Annotated in this window: 15 protein-coding genes; 13 read left to right on the top strand and 2 right to left on the bottom strand. The window is 65.9% G+C overall.

What is annotated here, in order from left to right; translation table 11 throughout:
• Nucleotides 1-4 precede the first annotated feature (4 nt).
• The 8 genes from B3098_RS12860 to B3098_RS12825 all read left to right on the top strand — a co-directional run bounded on the left by B3098_RS12860 (nucleotide 5) and on the right by B3098_RS12825 (nucleotide 4851).
• On the top strand, nucleotides 5-268 hold the full coding sequence (locus B3098_RS12860; protein ID WP_286896704.1) for a hypothetical protein: 264 nt from the start codon (nucleotides 5-7) through the stop codon (nucleotides 266-268).
• 127 nt (nucleotides 269-395) lie between these two features.
• Nucleotides 396-1304 (top strand): LysR family transcriptional regulator, encoded by a 909-nt coding sequence (locus tag B3098_RS12855; protein ID WP_286896703.1) that lies wholly within the window; start codon nucleotides 396-398, stop codon nucleotides 1302-1304.
• A 198-nt stretch (nucleotides 1305-1502) separates the two neighbouring features.
• Nucleotides 1503-2285, top strand: a complete 783-nt coding sequence (locus tag B3098_RS12850; protein ID WP_286896702.1) for a transporter substrate-binding domain-containing protein — start codon at nucleotides 1503-1505, stop codon at nucleotides 2283-2285.
• 17 nt (nucleotides 2286-2302) lie between these two features.
• Nucleotides 2303-2971: an amino acid ABC transporter permease gene (locus B3098_RS12845; protein ID WP_279971357.1), complete on the top strand. Its 669-nt coding sequence runs from the start codon at nucleotides 2303-2305 to the stop codon at nucleotides 2969-2971.
• A complete protein-coding gene (locus B3098_RS12840; protein ID WP_191578344.1) occupies nucleotides 2968-3624 on the top strand; it encodes an amino acid ABC transporter permease in 657 nt (218 codons plus the stop codon). The genes B3098_RS12845 and B3098_RS12840 overlap by 4 nt, the downstream gene beginning before the upstream one ends.
• Nucleotides 3605-4348, top strand: a complete 744-nt coding sequence (locus B3098_RS12835; RefSeq protein ID WP_286896696.1) for an amino acid ABC transporter ATP-binding protein — start codon at nucleotides 3605-3607, stop codon at nucleotides 4346-4348. Before B3098_RS12840 ends, B3098_RS12835 begins: the two co-directional genes overlap by 20 nt.
• Nucleotides 4349-4484: 136 nt before the next feature.
• Nucleotides 4485-4667 (top strand): CsbD family protein, encoded by a 183-nt coding sequence (locus B3098_RS12830; RefSeq protein WP_286896693.1) that lies wholly within the window; start codon nucleotides 4485-4487, stop codon nucleotides 4665-4667.
• A 55-nt stretch (nucleotides 4668-4722) separates the two neighbouring features.
• Nucleotides 4723-4851 carry an entericidin A/B family lipoprotein gene (locus B3098_RS12825; RefSeq protein WP_279971362.1) on the top strand — a complete coding sequence of 43 codons (129 nt, stop codon included), beginning with the start codon at nucleotides 4723-4725 and terminating at the stop codon, nucleotides 4849-4851.
• Nucleotides 4852-4908: 57 nt separating this feature from the next.
• Here B3098_RS12825 and B3098_RS12820 read toward each other — a convergent pair whose 3' ends face one another.
• On the bottom strand, nucleotides 4909-6048 hold the full coding sequence (locus B3098_RS12820; RefSeq protein WP_286896691.1) for a DSD1 family PLP-dependent enzyme: 1140 nt from the start codon (nucleotides 6046-6048) through the stop codon (nucleotides 4909-4911).
• Nucleotides 6049-6313: 265 nt separating this feature from the next.
• Between B3098_RS12820 and B3098_RS12815 the strand changes: the two genes are divergently transcribed.
• The 4 genes from B3098_RS12815 to gluQRS all read left to right on the top strand — a co-directional run bounded on the left by B3098_RS12815 (nucleotide 6314) and on the right by gluQRS (nucleotide 11054).
• On the top strand, nucleotides 6314-7273 hold the full coding sequence (locus B3098_RS12815) for a TAXI family TRAP transporter solute-binding subunit (RefSeq protein WP_286896688.1): 960 nt from the start codon (nucleotides 6314-6316) through the stop codon (nucleotides 7271-7273).
• Nucleotides 7274-7377: 104 nt separating this feature from the next.
• A complete protein-coding gene (locus B3098_RS12810) occupies nucleotides 7378-9402 on the top strand; it encodes a TRAP transporter permease (RefSeq protein WP_175136991.1) in 2025 nt (674 codons plus the stop codon).
• 238 nt (nucleotides 9403-9640) lie between these two features.
• Nucleotides 9641-10099, top strand: coding sequence for a DUF494 family protein (locus tag B3098_RS12805; protein ID WP_056565848.1), 459 nt, complete (start codon nucleotides 9641-9643; stop codon nucleotides 10097-10099).
• Between the two features lie 76 nt (nucleotides 10100-10175).
• The gene (gene gluQRS, locus B3098_RS12800; protein WP_286896683.1) at nucleotides 10176-11054 is read left to right on the top strand and encodes a tRNA glutamyl-Q(34) synthetase GluQRS; all 879 of its coding nucleotides are present in this window, start codon (nucleotides 10176-10178) and stop codon (nucleotides 11052-11054) included.
• Between the two features lie 92 nt (nucleotides 11055-11146).
• On the opposite strand, the gene B3098_RS12795 is transcribed toward gluQRS, so the two are convergent.
• On the bottom strand, nucleotides 11147-13771 hold the full coding sequence (locus tag B3098_RS12795) for a GDYXXLXY domain-containing protein (protein WP_286896681.1): 2625 nt from the start codon (nucleotides 13769-13771) through the stop codon (nucleotides 11147-11149).
• A gap of 62 nt (nucleotides 13772-13833) precedes the next feature.
• Between B3098_RS12795 and B3098_RS12790 the strand changes: the two genes are divergently transcribed.
• On the top strand, nucleotides 13834-16473 hold the full coding sequence (locus tag B3098_RS12790) for a DNA topoisomerase III (RefSeq protein ID WP_286896679.1): 2640 nt from the start codon (nucleotides 13834-13836) through the stop codon (nucleotides 16471-16473).
• Nucleotides 16474-16518: the final 45 nt, after the last annotated feature.

Here is a 16518-nt window from a genome sequence, read left to right as displayed (position 1 = left end):
CGGCATGCATATGGCAATGGTGATCGGAGGCGGCGCGGTGCTGTTGGGCGTGTTTCTGCTCTTCGGGAAATTGTGGGGCGGCGATGCGGCGGCGCTGGCGGTGGCGGCCAAGGCGTTCATCCCCGTGTGGCTGGTGGTGTCGCTGGTGAACATGTGGGTGGGGGTGACCCATGCCGGGTACACCGTGCGCGAGGAATTGCCGATTCTGGCGATCGTGTTTCTGGTGCCGGCGGCGCTGGCTGCCGTGGCGATCTGGCGCAGCGGCTGACGCGGCCGGATCGGATCCCGATCAGCCCCCAATTGCGGCTATGCTTTTCATGCATTGCGCGCGCCCCCGGCATCGGGACGGCGCGCGCTTCCCGTTGCACCGCCCCCCGCATCGCCACAGGCCGCTCATGGACCGATTCGACCAGTACCGCGTGTTTGCGCAGGTTGCCGAGATGGGCAGTTTCATCAAGGCGGCGCATGCGCTGGACGCGCCCCGCGCGTCGGTGTCCGCCGCCATCCAGCAACTCGAAACCCAGCTTGGCGTGCGGCTGCTGCATCGCACGACCCGGCAGGTGCGGCTGACGGCGGACGGCGAGCAACTGCTGGAACGGGTGCTGCCGCTGCTGGCGGAAGTGGAAGACATCGACCAGCTGTTCCAGGCCAGCGAGCGGCAGGTGTCGGGCCGATTGAGCATCGACGTGCCCAGCCGCGTGGCGCGACGGCTGATCGCGCCGCAGTTGCCGGGCCTGCTGCGCCGGCATCCACGGCTGCAAGTGGTGCTGAGTTCCACCGACCGCGCCATCGATCTGGTGCAGGAAGGCGTGGACTGCGCCGTGCGCATCGGGGCGCTGCATGATAGCAGTCTGGTGGTGCGGCCGCTGGGCAGCATTGCGCTGATCAATTGCGCCAGTCCGGCTTACCTGCGCGAACACGGCGAGCCGATGCAGCCGGAAGATCTGGCCAGCGGACATTGGGCGGTGGGCTATGCGTCGCCGAAGACCGGGCGCGAACTGCCCTGGGAAACCGTGTCGCCCGATGGCGGCGTGCGCCAGGATCCAGTGCGCAGCCGGGTGGTGGTGAATAACGCCGAAAGCTATATCGCCTGCTGCCTGGCGGGGCTGGGGCTGATCCAGATTCCCCGGTTTGACGTGCAGCATCTGCTGAATGCGGGCGAGCTGGTGGAGGTGATGCCGGCCGCGCGCGCTGCGTCCATGCCGGTGTCGCTGCTGTATCCGCACCGCCGCCAGCGCTCGCGGCGGCTGGCGGTGTTCCATGAGTGGTTCGAAGGGTTGATGGCGGGCTACGTGGACGCCTGAATCCAGATGTCCAAACCGGTGCCTGCGCGCCCGCTCGCGGCGCATTCGCCGCACCATCGCGGGGCGTCTGCACGACCTTTGCCCGTCGCCTCCCGGGACACACGCGTGGCACAGACTTTGCTTTGACTCTCTTTGTATACCGACTTGGTGTGCAACGCATTGACCCGGCCGGGCAGTGCGGGCCCTGGAGAGTTCCTCATGAAACGCAGATCCCTGTTGCTGTCCCTTTGCGCCGCCGCCACGCTGCTGGCCGCCCCTGTGTCGCACGCCGACGCGCTGGACGATATCGTCAAGGCGGGCGTCATCAAGATCGCGGTGCCACAGGATTTTCCGCCGTTCGGGTCGGTGGGCTCGGACATGAAGCCGCTGGGTTATGACATCGACACAGCCCAGCTCATCGCCAAGCAGCTGGGCGTGAAGCTGGAACTGGTGCCGGTCACCAGCGCCAACCGCGTGCCGTACCTGCAGACCAAGAAGGTGGACCTGGTGATCTCCAGCATGGGCAAGAATGCCGAGCGCGAGAAGGCCATCGACTTTTCCGACGCCTACGCGCCGTTCTTCAACGGCGTTTTCGGCCCGGCAGACCTGAAGGTGTCGTCCGCCGCAGATCTGGCGGGCAAGACCATCGGCGTGACGCGCGGCGCGGTGGAAGACATCGAGCTGACCAAGATTGCGCCCGAGTCCGCCACGGTCAAGCGGTATGAGGACAACAACGGCACGATCACCTCCTTCCTGTCGGGCCAGGTGCCGATGATCGCGACGGGCAACGTGGTGGCTGCCGCGATCCTGGCGCGCAATCCGCCCAAGAAGCCCGAGACGAAATTCCTGATCAAGAACTCGCCGTGCTACATCGGCCTGAACAAGGACGAACCGAAGCTGCGCGCCCGCGTGAACGACATCCTGGCGGCCGCCAAGCAGGACGGCTCGCTGTCGGCGATATCGCAGAAATGGCTGGGCGCCGCGCTGCCCAAGGATCTGTAGCCTGAGCGGCGGCCGTCATGGCTTACCAGTACGACTTCGCCTCGGTGTTCGAGTACACGCCGGTGCTGCTCAAAGGCATCGGCGTGACGATCGAACTGATTGCGTTCGGCGCGGTGGCGGGCGTGGCGATCGGCATCGCGTGCGCCTGGGTGCGCACGCAGGGGCCAAAGTGGCTACGCGCGCCGGTCACCGCGTATGTCGAGCTGATCCGGAACACGCCGTTTCTGATTCAGCTCTTTTTTGTGTTCTTCGGCCTGCCGTCGCTGGGCATCCAGCTTGGAGAAATGCAGGCGGCTTGCCTGGCGATGGCGCTGAACCTGGGCGCCTACAGCACCGAGATCATCCGCGCCGGCATCGACGCCACGCCACGCGGGCAATACGAGGCGGGCGCCAGCCTGGCGCTGTCGCGCCTGCAGGTGTTTCGGCACGTGGTGCTCAAGCCCGCGTTGATGCGCATCTGGCCGGCGCTATCGTCGCAGATCGTGATCGTGATGCTGGGATCGGCGGTGTGCTCGCAGATCGCGGCCGAGGACCTGACGTTTGCGGCGAACTTCATCCAGTCGCGCAATTTCCGGGCGTTCGAGGTGTATCTGGTGACGACCGGCATCTATCTGGCGCTGGCGGTGCTGCTGCGGCAGATCCTGCGCATGACCGGGCGGCGGCTGTTCCGCAAGGCGGCACGATGATCGAATTTTCTACCTGGGACATCGTGCGCAACCTGTTGCTGGCGGCGCGCTGGACGATCGTCCTGTCTCTTGCAGCCTTTGTGGGCGGCGCACTGATGGGCGTGCTGGCGCTCATGATGCGCACGTCGCGCGTGGCCGCGATGCGGCGCATCAGCTGGGCATACATCGAACTTTTTCAGGGCACGCCGCTGCTGATGCAGTTGTTTCTGGCGTTCTTCGGGCTGTCGCTGATCGGCGTGGAGGTGCCGCCGTGGCTGGCCGCGGGCGCGGCGCTGACGTTGTGGTCGGGCGCGTTTCTAGCGGAGATCTGGCGCGGCTGCGTGGAGGCCGTGCCGAAGGGACAGTGGGAAGCGTCGGCCAGCCTGGCGCTGGGATACGTGCAGCAGATGCGCTACGTGGTGCTGCCGCAGGCGCTGCGCATTGCGGTGGCGCCCACCGTCGGCTTTGCGGTGCAGATCGTCAAGAGCACGGCGCTGACGTCCATCATCGGTTTCACGGAACTGTCGAAGGCGGCCACGGTGATCACCAACGCCACCTTCAGCCCCTTCACCGTCTATGCCTGCGCGGCGCTGATCTATTTTGCGCTGTGCTGGCCCCTGTCGCGCCTCAGCCTCCGGCTGGAAAGGAAGTTGCATGCCCCTCATCGCCCTTGAAGACGTCCGCAAGCGGTTCGGCGACAACGAAGTGTTGAAAGGCGTCACCCTGCGCGTCGATCCCGGCGAGGTCATTGCCATCATCGGCAAGAGCGGCTCGGGCAAGAGCACGCTGCTGCGATGCATCAACGGGCTGGAGCAGATTGACGGCGGCGCCATCATGGTGGCCGATGCGCAGCTGGGCGACGACGAGCTGCGGCTGCGGGCGCTGCGGCTGAAGGTCGGGATGATCTTTCAGCAGTTCAACCTGTTTCCGCACCTGACCGTGGGGCGCAACGTGATGTTGTCGCCCATGGTGGCCAAGCGTGTGCCCGAGCGCGAGGCCGAGGACATGGCCCGCGCGATGCTGACCCGCGTGGGCTTGGCGCACAAGTTCGACGCGTGGCCGGACGAGTTGTCGGGTGGGCAACAGCAGCGCGTGGCGATTGCGCGCGCGCTGGCGATGCAGCCGCTGGCGCTGTTGTGCGACGAGATCACGTCGGCGCTGGATCCGGAGCTGGTCAACGAAGTGCTGGCGGTGGTGCGGGAATTGGCGGCCGACGGGATGACGCTGTTGATGGTGACGCATGAGATGCGTTTTGCGCGGGAGGTCTGCGACCGGGTTGTGTTCATGCATCAGGGCCGGGTCCATGAGATCGGGCCGCCAGAAGAGCTTTTTACCGCATCGGCCACGCCAGAGCTGCGGCAGTTTCTGGGGATGACGGATCTGGCGGCCGACCGGTAAAAATGCACCACCTGACCCGGTGCATGCGCCTCTATCGCGGGATGGGCGCGGTTCCTATATTGGGGTTGTCCGCAGCCGAATCTTGTAGTTTTCTCCGGCGCGGTTTCACGCAACCTGAGCCATAAGGAGCGATGACATGGATAAGGACCGCATCAAGGGCGCCGCCAAGGAAGTGAAGGGCGCCGTGAAGGAAACGGCCGGCAAGGTGACCGGCAGCACCAAGACTGAGGCAGAAGGAAAAATCGAGAAAGCCGAGGGCAAGGTGCAGCGCAATGTGGGTGAGGCCAAGGATCAGGCACGGGACTTGCTGGACAAGTAATCGCGGCTGCCAAGTGGCACCCGCAACGTCCAACGAACGCCCGAAGGAGAAGAAAATGACCAACCGTATTTGGCTTGCGATGCTGCTTGCGATCTCCGCCGTGACCGCCGGCTGCAACACGATGGAAGGTGCCGGCAAGGATATCGAACGTGGCGGGGAGAAGATCCAGAACCAGGCCAAGTAGGCGCTGGCTGCCTGCATCAAAGGGTCGGCACGTTGACGGCGTGCCGGCCTTTTTTCGTTAGCGCGAGAACCCGCGCGCCGCGATTTCCCAGACATCTTCCACCACGCCATTTCGCACAACCACCAGCCCGTCATGCAGGTTGAACGTGGGATCGACGTGCGAGGGCACCAGTCGCAGCACCGCGCCCAGGTCGGGCGCCTGCGCCCCCGCTTCCACGCGCACGACGCCGTGTTCGTCGTTGATGGCGGTGTAGGTCAGCCCGGGTTCGCCGAAGATGGCGGGCGGGCCGCATTCGGCGGTGGTGGACTTCAGGCCCGCATCGAGGATCACGCGGTCGGGCGCCGGCTTGCTCATGACGGTGGCCAGCACGAACAGGCTGTTCTGGAACGCCAGCGGGCCGTCCCATTCATTGGCGCCGTAGTCGCCGTCCATGAAGGCGTATGAACCGGCCTGCAATTCGGTGTAGACGCCGCTGGCTGCATCAAATTCGGCGCTGCCGGTGCCGCCGCCGGTAATGGTGTCGCAGGCGATGCCGCTCTCGCGCAGCAGTTGCGCATAGGACGCGGCGATGCGCGCCGCCTGGCGGCAGACCTCGGCGCGCTCCTCGCGCGTGCGGTAATGCTGCACCGACCCGTGATAGGCCTGCAGCCCGGCGAAGTTGACGCCCGGCAGGTTGCGCGCCTGCTGCGCCAGCGCCAGCACGAGGGCGTCGTCCGACACGCCGCAGCGGCCCTGGCCGACGTCCACTTCCACCAGCACGTCGATCTGCGCGTCCGCCTGCACCATGGCTTGCGACACCTGCGCCAGGTTGTGCGCGTTGTCCACGCACACGCTGACCTTCGCCACGCGCGCAAGCTGCCCCAGCAGCGCCAGCTTGGCGGGGCCGACGACTTCGTTGCTGATGTGGATGTCCTGGATGCCGGCGGCTACAAAGGGCAGGGCTTCGCTGACCTTTTGGCAGCAGATGCCGCGCGCGCCCAGCTCAAGCTGGCGCAGGGCGATCTGCGGACACTTGTGTGCCTTGGCGTGCGGCCGCAGCGCGACGTCGTGGCGGTCGGCCCAGGCCTGCATCGCGCGCAGGTTGGCCTCGAAGGGCGTCAGGTCCAGCACGAGGCTGGGCGTATCGACGCGGGCCAAGGGATCGCCCGGCTGCGCGGGCGGGGGCAGCGCAATGCCGCGTATGACTTCCTGGGACATCCTGATGACTCCGTAGTCTGACTGCTTGAGAGGTAACACGCGCATAACCAAAGCGGGACCACCCATAACCAAACGGGCGATTCACCCCCAGGTAAACGATAGCCCCGTAACCATTGGCTACCAGTGGGCGACATGACAGAATTTCATCATGAAAACGGCCCCCAAGGGGAGGCCCATTTCCGGCTCGGTAACGCTGTCGCGCCGGCGATGACAAGACGACCCACGTCACCCGACAGACCTGTCAACAAGTACCGGAGAAGCTCGCATGAAACTCAAGCACTGGATCACCGCCCTGACCGTCGCGGTCGCCGCTGTCGGCGCCACCAGCTCGGCACAAGCCCAGCAGTTTTTCCGCATCGGCACGGGCGGAACCGCGGGCACGTACTACCCGATCGGCGGCATCATCGGCAACGCGGTGTCGCAACCCGGCAAGCTGATCGCCACGGCGGTTGCCTCCAATGGGTCGGTCGCCAACATCAACGGCATCATGGGCGGCTCGTTTGAAGCCGGCTTCACGCAGTCGGACGTGGCGTTCTGGGCCTATAGCGGCACGGGCACGTTCGAAGGCAAGCCCAAGGCGCAGGACCTGCGCCTGATCTCCACGCTGTATCCGGAAAGCATCCACCTGGTGACGCGCAAGGGTTCGGGCATCAAGGGCGTGGCCGACCTGAAGGGCAAGCGCGTGTCGATGGACGAGCCGGGCTCCGGCACGCTGGTCGACGTGCGCCTGATCCTGGGCGCGTACGGCATGACCGACAAGGACGTGAAGGCCGAATACCTGAAGCCCAACCAGGCGGGCGACAAGCTCAAGGACGGCGGCCTGGACGCGTTCTTCTTCGTGGGCGGCGCGCCGGCCGGCGCCATTGCCGAGCTGGCCTCCACGGGCAACATCGAACTGGTGTCGCTGGTGGGTCCTGAAATCGACGCGCTGCGCGGCAAGCAAGAGTTCTTCACGCCGGACGTCATTGCCGCCAACACCTACCAGAACATTCCCGAGGTCAAGACGATTTCGGTGAACGCGCAGATGGTGACGTCGGCCAAGATCCCCGAGCAGACGGTGTATGAGGTGACCAAGGCGCTGTACAGCGACGCCACGCGCAAGACGCTGGACGCCGGCCACGCCAAGGGCAAGCTGATCACGCGCGAGAATGCGACGAAGGGCGCGGGCATTCCGTTCCATCCGGGCGCCGAGAAGTTCTACAAGGAAATCGGCCTGCTGAAGTAAGGGTAGGCCCCCGAAGCGCCCGCGGCGCCTGACATTCGCGCCGCATCTGAGCAGGGCCGCCGTTGTGCGGCCCTGCTTGTTGAATCATCTTGAGAATCACCGCGATGGAAATCGATCACGAGAAAACCCAGAAGCTGGCGGAAAAGTACGATTCGGAAATCCGCTTCCGGCCGCTGGACAAGACTGCCACGTGGATCGTCTCGGGCCTGCTGGTCAGCCTCTCGATCTTTCATTACTACACCGCCGGCTTCGGCCTGCTGCGCGAGGCGACGCACCGCGGCGTGCACCTGGCCTTCGTGCTGAGCCTGATCTTTTTGGTCTTCGGCTTTTCCAAGTCGCATTACCAGCGCGAACCCAAGTCGACCTGGTATGCGCCGGGCGGCATTCCGCTCTACGACTGGATCATCGCGATCGCGCTGGCATTGTCCGTGCTGTACATCCCGTACATCTTCGAGGATCTGGCGTTCCGCGTGGGCAATCCGCTGCCGCAGGACGTGCTGATGGGCTCGATTCTGCTGATCGGCCTTCTGGAAGCCACGCGGCGCGCGATGGGCTGGCCGCTGCCGATCATCGCGATCGTGTTCATGGCGTACGCGATGTTCGGGCCGTACTTCCCCGGTCTGCTCAAGCACGCGGGCAATACGTGGTCGCAGGTCGTCAATCACATGTATCTGACCAGCCAGGGCGTGTACGGCGTGGCGGTGGGCGTGGTGGCAACCTACGTGTTCCACTTCGTGCTGTTTGGCGTGCTGGCCACCCGCATCGGGCTGGGCCAGTTGTTCCTGGATGTGGCCTCGACCGTGGCGGGGCGCTATGCGGGCGGGCCGGCCAAGGTGTCGGTGTTCGGTTCGGCGATGTTCGGCATGATCTCGGGGTCGTCGGTGGCGAACGCCGTGACGGTGGGGTCGCTGACCATCCCGGCGATGATCCGCGTGGGCTATCCGCGGCACTTCGCCGCGGGCGTGGAAGCCGCCAGCAGCACGGGCGGGCAGATCACGCCACCCATCATGGGCGCGGCCGCGTTTCTGATGATCGAGTTCCTGGGCATTCCGTACCAGCAGATCGCGATCGCGGGCATTTTTCCGGCGTTCCTGTACTTCTTCGGCATGTTCATGCAGGTGCACTTCGAGGCCAAGCGCGAAGGCCTGCGCGGCCTGACCGCCGAGGAAATGCCCAAGCTCAAGCAGTCGTTCAAGATGCGCTGGCCGACGCTGATTCCGCTGGCGATGCTGATCGGCATGCTGGCCAGCGGCCGCACGCCGTATCTGGCGGCCTTCGCGGGCATCACGGGCTGCATCGTGGTGGGCATCCTCAATCCGTACACGCGGCTGCGGTTGCGCGACCTGTACGAAGCCTTCGAAACCGGCGCGAAGTACGCGCTGGCGGTCGGCGCAGCGGCCGGCACGGTGGGCATTGTGATCGGCGTGGTGACGCTGACGGGTGTGGGCTTCAAGATCTCGTACATCGTGATCGCCGCCTCGCAGGCGCTGGCGGCAGGCGCGGCGATCTTCCTGCCCGAGGCGTTGACGGACATGCAGTCGCTGACGCTGATCGCGGCGCTGGTGATGACCGGCATCGTCTGCATCCTGATGGGCTGCGGCGTGCCCACGACCGCCAACTACCTCATCATGGTGGCCGTCGCGGCGCCGACGCTGGTGCAGTTGGGCGTGCAGCCCATTGCGGCGCACTTCTTCGTGTTCTATTTCGGCATCCTGGCGGACATCACGCCCCCGGTGGCGCTGGCCGCATACGCGGCGGCGGGCATGGCGGGCAGCGATCCCTTCAAGACCGGGAACACGGCATTCCGCCTGGGCATCACCAAGCTGATCGTGCCGTTTGTCTTCGTGTTCTCGCCGTCGCTGCTGATTTCGGTGCAGGGGTTCACCTGGTACGAGTTCTTCGTGACCCTGCTTGGCTGCATGGTCGGCCTGGTGTTGTTGTCGGCGGCCTTGTCGCGTTTCATGCTGGTTGGCATGAAGAGCTGGGAGCGGTGGCTGTGCACGATTGGCGCGCTGCTGACCATCATTCCGGGCCTGACCAGCGGCATCATCGGGTTGGTGATCTGCATCCCCGTTTTCATCCGCCAGCTGGCGGGCCTGAAACTGGAGAACGCACCCAAGGTGGCGTAACGCAGGACGCGCAGATCAAAAAAGGGGCGGACCCACGCGGGACCGCCCCTTTTTGCTGAATCAGCCATTTTGTCAGCATTTGGGTGCAAAATAGGCGTCCTTGCGTGCAAGGTGACGTAGTACAACATCCGCCTTTTCCCCGGTTGCCCGGCAAAATAAATCGGCGTAAAGTAAAATTCATGTTTGCTGGTCTGCCGATATGCGGGCCGACTGTGCAAACAGGCACAAACTGCGCCATATGTTCGATATCCTGGTCTATCTGTTCGAGAATTACTACACGCCTCAGGCCTGTCCTGCTGCCGATGTGCTCGCCAAGCGGCTTGCCGCTGCCGGTTTCGAGCACGAGGACATCGACGACGCGCTCGGTTGGCTGTATGGCCTTGCCGAGACCACCGAACGGTGCGTTGACCTGGCCCAGGCGCCCACGTCCGGCACCCGGATCTACACCGATAACGAATACCAACAGCTCGGCACCGAGTCCATCGGCTTCATCGCCTTCCTGGAATCGGCCGGCGTGCTGCCCGCGCCCCTTCGCGAGATCGTCATCGACCGGGGCCTGGCCTCGCCGGAAACGCCCGTGCCGCTCTCCAAGATCAAGATCATTGCCCTCATGGTTCTCTGGAGCCAGGAAGCCGAGATCGACAATCTGGTCCTCGAAGAGCTGCTCGACGAAGAAGGCGGGCGCCTGCTGCATTGAGCACGCGTTCACGCGCCGCACTTTCCAACCCCTCAGCCCGCGCACTTGTGCGGGCTGAAGTCTTGTCTACGTCCCCTTGAATTACGTTGGCCGCTTCGCACCCAGCCCCAGCGGACCGCTGCATGCGGGCTCGCTGGCGACCGCGCTGGCAAGCTGGCTGGACGCGCGGGCGCAACGTGGGCGCTGGCTGCTGCGCATTGAAGACGTGGACACGCCCCGCACGGTGCCGGGCGCCGCGGACGTCATCATGGGGCAGTTGCAGGCGCTGGGGCTTGTCTGGGACGGCGAGATCGTCTGGCAGTCTGAACGCACCGACGCCTACCAGGCGGCGTTTGATGCACTTGCCGCGCGGGGTCTGATCTATGGCTGCGGATGTACACGGCGCGAAATTGCCGATTCGGCGCTGCGCGGCCAGACAGCGCCGGGCGCCGATGGCGAAAGACCTTATCCCGGCACCTGCCGTCACGGACTGCCGGCGGGACGCGAGGCCCGCGCTTGGCGGTTGCGCGTGTCTGAAGGGCTGGAGCGCTTCGAGGATCGCTGGCTCGGCGCGCAGGAGCAAGACGTGGCGCAGGCAGTCGGGGATTTTGCGCTGCGGCGGGCCGACGGGCTGTGGGCGTATCAATTAGCCGTGGTGGTGGACGATGCCGCGCAGGGTGTGACTGACGTGGTGCGCGGCGCCGATCTGCTCAGCTCCACGGCGCGCCAGCGTTTGCTGGGGCGCCTGTTGGGATTGCCGCCACTGCGCTACCTGCACGTGCCGTTGATTCTGGACCCGGTCAGCGGTTTGAAACTGTCGAAGCAGAATGGCGCACCGGCGATCGACACGCGCTCGCCGCTGCCAGCCTTGCAGGCCGCGTGGGCGGCATTGGGATTTACGCCGCTGCCCGCTGCGGATGTCGCGTCATTCCTGCAGGACGCCACCGCGCGCTGGGCCGAGCGGTTTCCCGGCTGACCGGCGGCTCTGCGCGACTGATTGCATCCGCGCGAATCCGGGTCAAACCGGCGTCCACCGGAAACGCCCGGCACACTTAACGCTGCCTCCGTTCACAACGGCTGCAGATCCGCCCCCAGCATCCGCACCAACAACGCTTCGCCGTCGTCGGCCACGCGCAGCTCGCCAAAACGCGCGACTTCATACCGCGCCGCTTCGCCTTCCGGGAAGAACCACGCGTTGGTCACGATGCGCACGCCATTGCCGCGCACGCGATAGCGCAGCGGCACTTCGGTTTCGGCGTGAGGGTGAACATCGGGCTGGATGCGCACGGGCTGCGCCACGCCGCGCGCGTCCGGTGTCAGCATCACGTAGCCGTCGGGCTCGTACCCCATGACGCCGTCCACGTCGGTACGGTCCCCGCCCAGCCGCAAGCGCGTCACTTCGCGCCCGGCCGCGAAATTCAGGGCCATGTAGTCGCCCTGCATGAGCGAACGCGGATCGACCGGGGCAAGCTCAAGAATGACCACCTTGCCCGACGCCAGCAGCTTTTCGCGCTCCCAGATGCCAAAGTTGGCCGCCGCCAGCACCAGCGCCAGACCGCCCAGAATGGCCGCGGTGCGCCAGCGCAGGGCTTGGGACACCGGCGGCATCGGGCGTGCCTGCACGGGCGCCTGCGTGCGCATCAGGCGCGGCACCAGCCACACCGCGGCGCGCAGGACGAACAGCAGGAGCGCCGCGCCGCTGAGCCACAACGCCTTTTGCAGCAGCGGCAGTTCCAACTGGTAGTAATAGACACCCAGGTACGCCAGCAGGCTGGCGGCGCCGAAGATCATGACGCGCGACTGGTTCAGGCCGAACCCCAGCAACAGCCACGTCAGGGCGAATCCGACGCCCGGACTGGGCAGCCAGAACAGCGCCAGCAGCAGCAGACCGATCGGCACGCCCCAGGTGACGCCGCCGGTCAGCAGGCGGCGGCGCGGCCACAGGACGGCCAGCGCCGCAGCCATGGGCAGCAGCGCGCCCGCCACGATCAGGATGGCGGTCCGCGGCGCCAACTGCCAGATGGCGGGCAATTCAATAACCGAAATGCCGCTCGCCAGCCAGACCATGCCCTGCACGGACAGCAGGAAGGCCCACGCCAGCGGCTGCAGCGCATGACCGCGCCGCGCGCCCACGCGGTGGCTGACGGTCAGAATGACGGCGGTCGCCCATGCGCCGATCACGCCGATGGGCAGCCACAGGAAGGTGGCCCGGGTCGCGTCGAAGCGGATCCACGCGTCCATCAGGTCTTCCTGCATGAGGTCGGGCGACAGGCCGCGCCAGATCAGGGCGGCGCTGGCCAGGGCGATCAAGAGGCCGCTGAGGAAACGCAGGATCACGTCGGGGCCCAGCGCGTACACGGCGGCCGCCATCAGAAGCACGAAGAAGCTGGCGCTGGCGAACGACGTCGAACTGGACAGTCCGAAGATGATGAGGATCTGCCCCGTGAAGGCCATCGCCGTGCCGCATTGCCGCCAGAATGGACCGGCATCGCTGCGCAGCACCGCCACGCCCGTGGCGCACAGCACCAGCCCGGCGACCAGCGCGCCGCCTTCGGTGGTGATCAGATTGGAGAACGCGACGAAGAGCAGCAGGAGCAGGGTGGCCAGCCAGGCGGACAAGCCCAGCAGGCACTGCACGTACCAGGGCGGCTCGGCGCGCGGCACGGCGGCGGGGGCCAACTGGGCGACGGGCGCGCTGGAATCGGCGGGGTCCACGGCATTGCCGGCCGATGCGCCGGCGGGTTCGGCGTCTGCGGCGGGCACTGGCACCGGCGCTTCGTTGCTGAGACCACGCAGCCAGCGGGCGGCCACGACGGCCTCGGCCATCAGCAAGGCGGCCAGCGGCAGCGCCGCCCACACGCCGGGCTCCAGCCGCCACAGCCATTCGCCCACGACGCGCAGCGACACGCAGATGACGCCGGCGGCCAGCATGGCCAGGATGACGAGATCGCGTCGGCCGCGCTGATAGTAAAGACCCAGGCCCAGCGTGACGACGACCCACGCAATGCCGTTGTAGGTGCCCAGCCCGCCGACGATGGAGTCGCCGAACATCAGGGCCAGGACCAGCACGCTGATCGCGATGGCGGCAAGAATTCGTGGTCCGAAGACGGTGCTGGCGCGCCAGCGGCGCGCGGCCATTTCCCAGCCAAAGAGCATCAGCAGGTTCAGGACGGCCATGAGCAGACTGGGCAGACCCGGACCCCCAAAGATCATCATCCAGGTGAAGACGCGCTCACCCAGCCACAGCGCGGCCGCAAGATTGAGCACCAACGCCCACAGCAGCCACACCGCCTGGCTGCCCGCGGCAAGCGCCCACGGCAGCAGCAATACTGCCCACCACGCGAACAGTTCCCAGGTATCGGCACCCGTCTGATATGTTTGGCCCAGCAGCGCGAGCAGCGCGCCGAGCAGAATGCCGGCCAGCGCCAGCAGCGCGCCGGGGATGCTGCGCCGCACGCCGGGCCGGGCGCGCAAGCGCAACCCGGTCCACGCGGCGGCCAGCGCGCACACGGCCAGAAGACCCTGCACGCCGGCAAAGCGCTGCATTTTTGTCATGTCCTGCCAGTTGGCGGCAACCCAGCAAACGGCAGCGCTGCCCAGCAGCAAAACCCCTAGCCACAAGGTGCTTCGCGACAAAAATTGACGCCAAGCGTGCAGTTCGGATCCCGCTTTGCTTTCAGTGCCGACTTGCATCTGGCGAATCTCCGATCTTATTATCCGCGCTGATACGGCGGGACTACCGCCACTGGATACACATGAATAAAACGCTGATTATTGCCGAGAAGCCCTCGGTGGCCCTTGATATATCACGCGCCTTGGGAGGCTTTGCGCGCGAGGGCGACTATTTTGAAAGCGAACGTTACGTGCTCGCTTCCAGCATCGGCCATTTGCTCAGCTTGGTCGCGCCCAACGATCCGGTCAAGGGAAAGTGGAGCTTCACGCACCTGCCCGTGATTCCGCCTGCCTTCGAATTGGGCCCGACCGACAAGAAGTCCGCCGAACGCCTTAAGCTGCTTGTCCGCCTGGCCAAGCGCAAGGACGTGGACGCCATCATCAACGCCTGTGACGCGGGACGTGAAGGCGAACTGATCTTCCGCTACATCGTTCAGTACGCGGGCGTGAAGAAGCCGATTCAGCGCCTGTGGCTGCAGTCGATGACCCAGGCCGCCATCCGCGAGGCCTTCGCCAACCTGCGCGACGATACGCAGATGAAGCCGCTGGAAGCCGCGGCGCGCTCGCGTGCCGAAGCCGACTGGCTGGTTGGCATCAACGGCACGCGCGCCATGACCGCCTTCAACAGCAAGGACGGCGGTTTCTTCAAGACGCCGGTCGGACGGGTCCAGACGCCCACGCTGGCCATCGTGGCCGAACGCGAAGAGCGCATCCGCCGCTTCGTGCCGCGCGACTACTGGGAAGTGCGCGCCACCTTCGTCGCGGCCGCTGGCCTGTACGAAGGCCGCTGGATCGACCCGCAGTTCAAGAAAGACGAAAAAGATCCCGAAAAGCGCGAATCGCGCCTGTGGTCGGCCGCCGCCGCGCAAAGCGTGGTCGCCGCCTGCCGCGAGAAGCCGGGCAGCGTGACCGAAGAATCCAAGCCGTCGAGCCAGATGTCGCCGGCCCTGTACGACCTGACGTCGCTGCAGCGCGAGGCCAACGGCCGCTTCGGCTTCTCGGCCAAGACCACGCTGGCGCTGGCGCAGACACTGTACGAACGCCACAAGGCGCTGACCTACCCTCGTACCGATTCGCGCTACCTGCCCGAGGACTACATCAGCACGGTGCAGGAAACCATGCGCGCGCTGGCCAAGGGCGGGTCCAACGCCGTGGGCGGCCTGGCGCGCCATGCCGACACCGTCGTCAGCCAACAGTGGGTCAAGCCGAACCGCCGCATCTTCGACAACAAGAAGGTGTCGGATCACTTTGCCATCATCCCCACGCTGCAGATCCCGCACGACCTGAGCGAAGCCGAAGCCAAGCTCTACGACCTGGTGCTCAAGCGCTTCCTGGCGGTGTTCTTCCCCGCCGCGGAGTACCGCGTCACGACGCGCCTGACCGAAGTGCAGGGGCATCGCTTCCGCACGGACGGCAAGGTGCTGGTCAATCCGGGCTGGCTGACCGTCTACGGCAAGGAAGCCCAGGGCGAGGACGCCAATCTGGTGCCCGTGGCGGACGGCGAGACCGTGCGCACGGAAGAAATCGAAGCCGTCGGCCTGTCGACCAAGCCGCCCGCGCGCTTTAACGAAGGCACGCTGCTGTCGGCCATGGAAGGCGCGGGCAAGCTGGTGGACGACGAGGAACTGCGCGAGGCCATGTCCGAGCGCGGCCTGGGCACCCCGGCCACGCGCGCGGCCATCATCGAAGGCCTGCTCAACGAAAGCTACCTGCGCCGTGAAGGCCGCGACCTGGTGCCCACCGCCAAGGCGCGCCAGCTCATGACGCTGCTGTCGGGCCTGGACGTGGCCGAACTGACCTCGCCCGAGCTCACCGGCGAATGGGAGCACAAGCTCAAGCAGATCGAGCAGGGCGGGCTGGGCCGCGAGGCCTTCATGCGCGAGATCGCGCAGATGACGCAGGTCATCGTCAAGCGCGCCAAGGAATACGAGCGCGACACGGTGCCGGGCGACTACGCCACGCTGACTACGCCGTGCCCCAAATGCGGCGCGGTGGTCAAGGAAAACTACCGCCGCTACGCCTGCACGGCCTGCGACTTTTCCATCGGCAAGCACCCGGGCGGCCGCACGTTCGAACTGCCGGAAGTCGAGGAACTGCTGGCCAAGCGCGAAATCGGTCCGCTGCAAGGCTTCATCAGCAAGATGGGCCGACCGTTCGCCGCCATCCTGCGCATCAGCGACGAATACAAGCTGGAATTCGACTTCGGCCAGAACGACGAGGACGACAACGAAGCCGTGGACTTCTCCGGCCACACGCCGGTGGGCCCATGCCCGAAATGCCAGTCGCGCGTGTTCGAGCACGGCATGAGCTACGTCTGCGAAAAGTCCGTCGGCCCCGAGAAGTCGTGCGATTTCCGGTCGGGCAAGGTCATCCTGCAGCAGGAGATCTCGCGCGAGCAGATGGAAAAGCTGCTGACCAACGGCCGCACCGATCTGCTGGACGGCTTTGTCTCCAGCCGCACGAACCGCAAGTTCAAGGCGTTCCTGGTGCGCCAGCCGGACGGCAAGGTCGGCTTCGAGTTCGAGCCGCGCCCCGAGAAGCCGGGCCGTGCGCGCGCGCCGGCCAAGACGGCGACGAAGACCGCCACCAAGACGGCGGCCAAGACGGCTGCGAAGAAGGCGCCCGCCAAGAAGGCAGCGGCCAAAACGGCCACCAAAACGGCAACCAAGACCGCCGCCAAGAAGGCCGTGAAAAAGGCCGCACCCAAGAAGACCGCGGCGTAATCCGCACCGCGTCGCAAGACCGAACGCCCGGGAAACCGGGCGTTT

The sequence above is a fragment of the Achromobacter sp. UBA2119 genome (genome assembly GCF_002331005.1).
In the GTDB taxonomy this organism is placed as follows: domain Bacteria; phylum Pseudomonadota; class Gammaproteobacteria; order Burkholderiales; family Burkholderiaceae_B; genus Achromobacter; species Achromobacter animicus.
This window is presented reverse-complemented; position numbering and strand designations above follow the sequence as displayed.

Coding starts and splice junctions, on each gene's coding strand:
- B3098_RS12820 (WP_286896691.1), bottom strand. CDS start 6,048: ATGTCCCAGGAAGTCATACGCGGCATTGCGCTGCCCCCGCCCGCGCAG.
- B3098_RS12830 (WP_286896693.1), top strand. CDS start 4,485: ATGGATAAGGACCGCATCAAGGGCGCCGCCAAGGAAGTGAAGGGCGCC.
- B3098_RS12805 (WP_056565848.1), top strand. CDS start 9,641: ATGTTCGATATCCTGGTCTATCTGTTCGAGAATTACTACACGCCTCAG.
- B3098_RS12850 (WP_286896702.1), top strand. CDS start 1,503: ATGAAACGCAGATCCCTGTTGCTGTCCCTTTGCGCCGCCGCCACGCTG.
- B3098_RS12810 (WP_175136991.1), top strand. CDS start 7,378: ATGGAAATCGATCACGAGAAAACCCAGAAGCTGGCGGAAAAGTACGAT.
- B3098_RS12815 (WP_286896688.1), top strand. CDS start 6,314: ATGAAACTCAAGCACTGGATCACCGCCCTGACCGTCGCGGTCGCCGCT.
- B3098_RS12825 (WP_279971362.1), top strand. CDS start 4,723: ATGACCAACCGTATTTGGCTTGCGATGCTGCTTGCGATCTCCGCCGTG.
- B3098_RS12795 (WP_286896681.1), bottom strand. CDS start 13,771: ATGCAAGTCGGCACTGAAAGCAAAGCGGGATCCGAACTGCACGCTTGG.
- B3098_RS12790 (WP_286896679.1), top strand. CDS start 13,834: ATGAATAAAACGCTGATTATTGCCGAGAAGCCCTCGGTGGCCCTTGAT.
- B3098_RS12835 (WP_286896696.1), top strand. CDS start 3,605: ATGCCCCTCATCGCCCTTGAAGACGTCCGCAAGCGGTTCGGCGACAAC.
- B3098_RS12840 (WP_191578344.1), top strand. CDS start 2,968: ATGATCGAATTTTCTACCTGGGACATCGTGCGCAACCTGTTGCTGGCG.
- B3098_RS12855 (WP_286896703.1), top strand. CDS start 396: ATGGACCGATTCGACCAGTACCGCGTGTTTGCGCAGGTTGCCGAGATG.
- B3098_RS12845 (WP_279971357.1), top strand. CDS start 2,303: ATGGCTTACCAGTACGACTTCGCCTCGGTGTTCGAGTACACGCCGGTG.
- B3098_RS12860 (WP_286896704.1), top strand. CDS start 5: ATGCATATGGCAATGGTGATCGGAGGCGGCGCGGTGCTGTTGGGCGTG.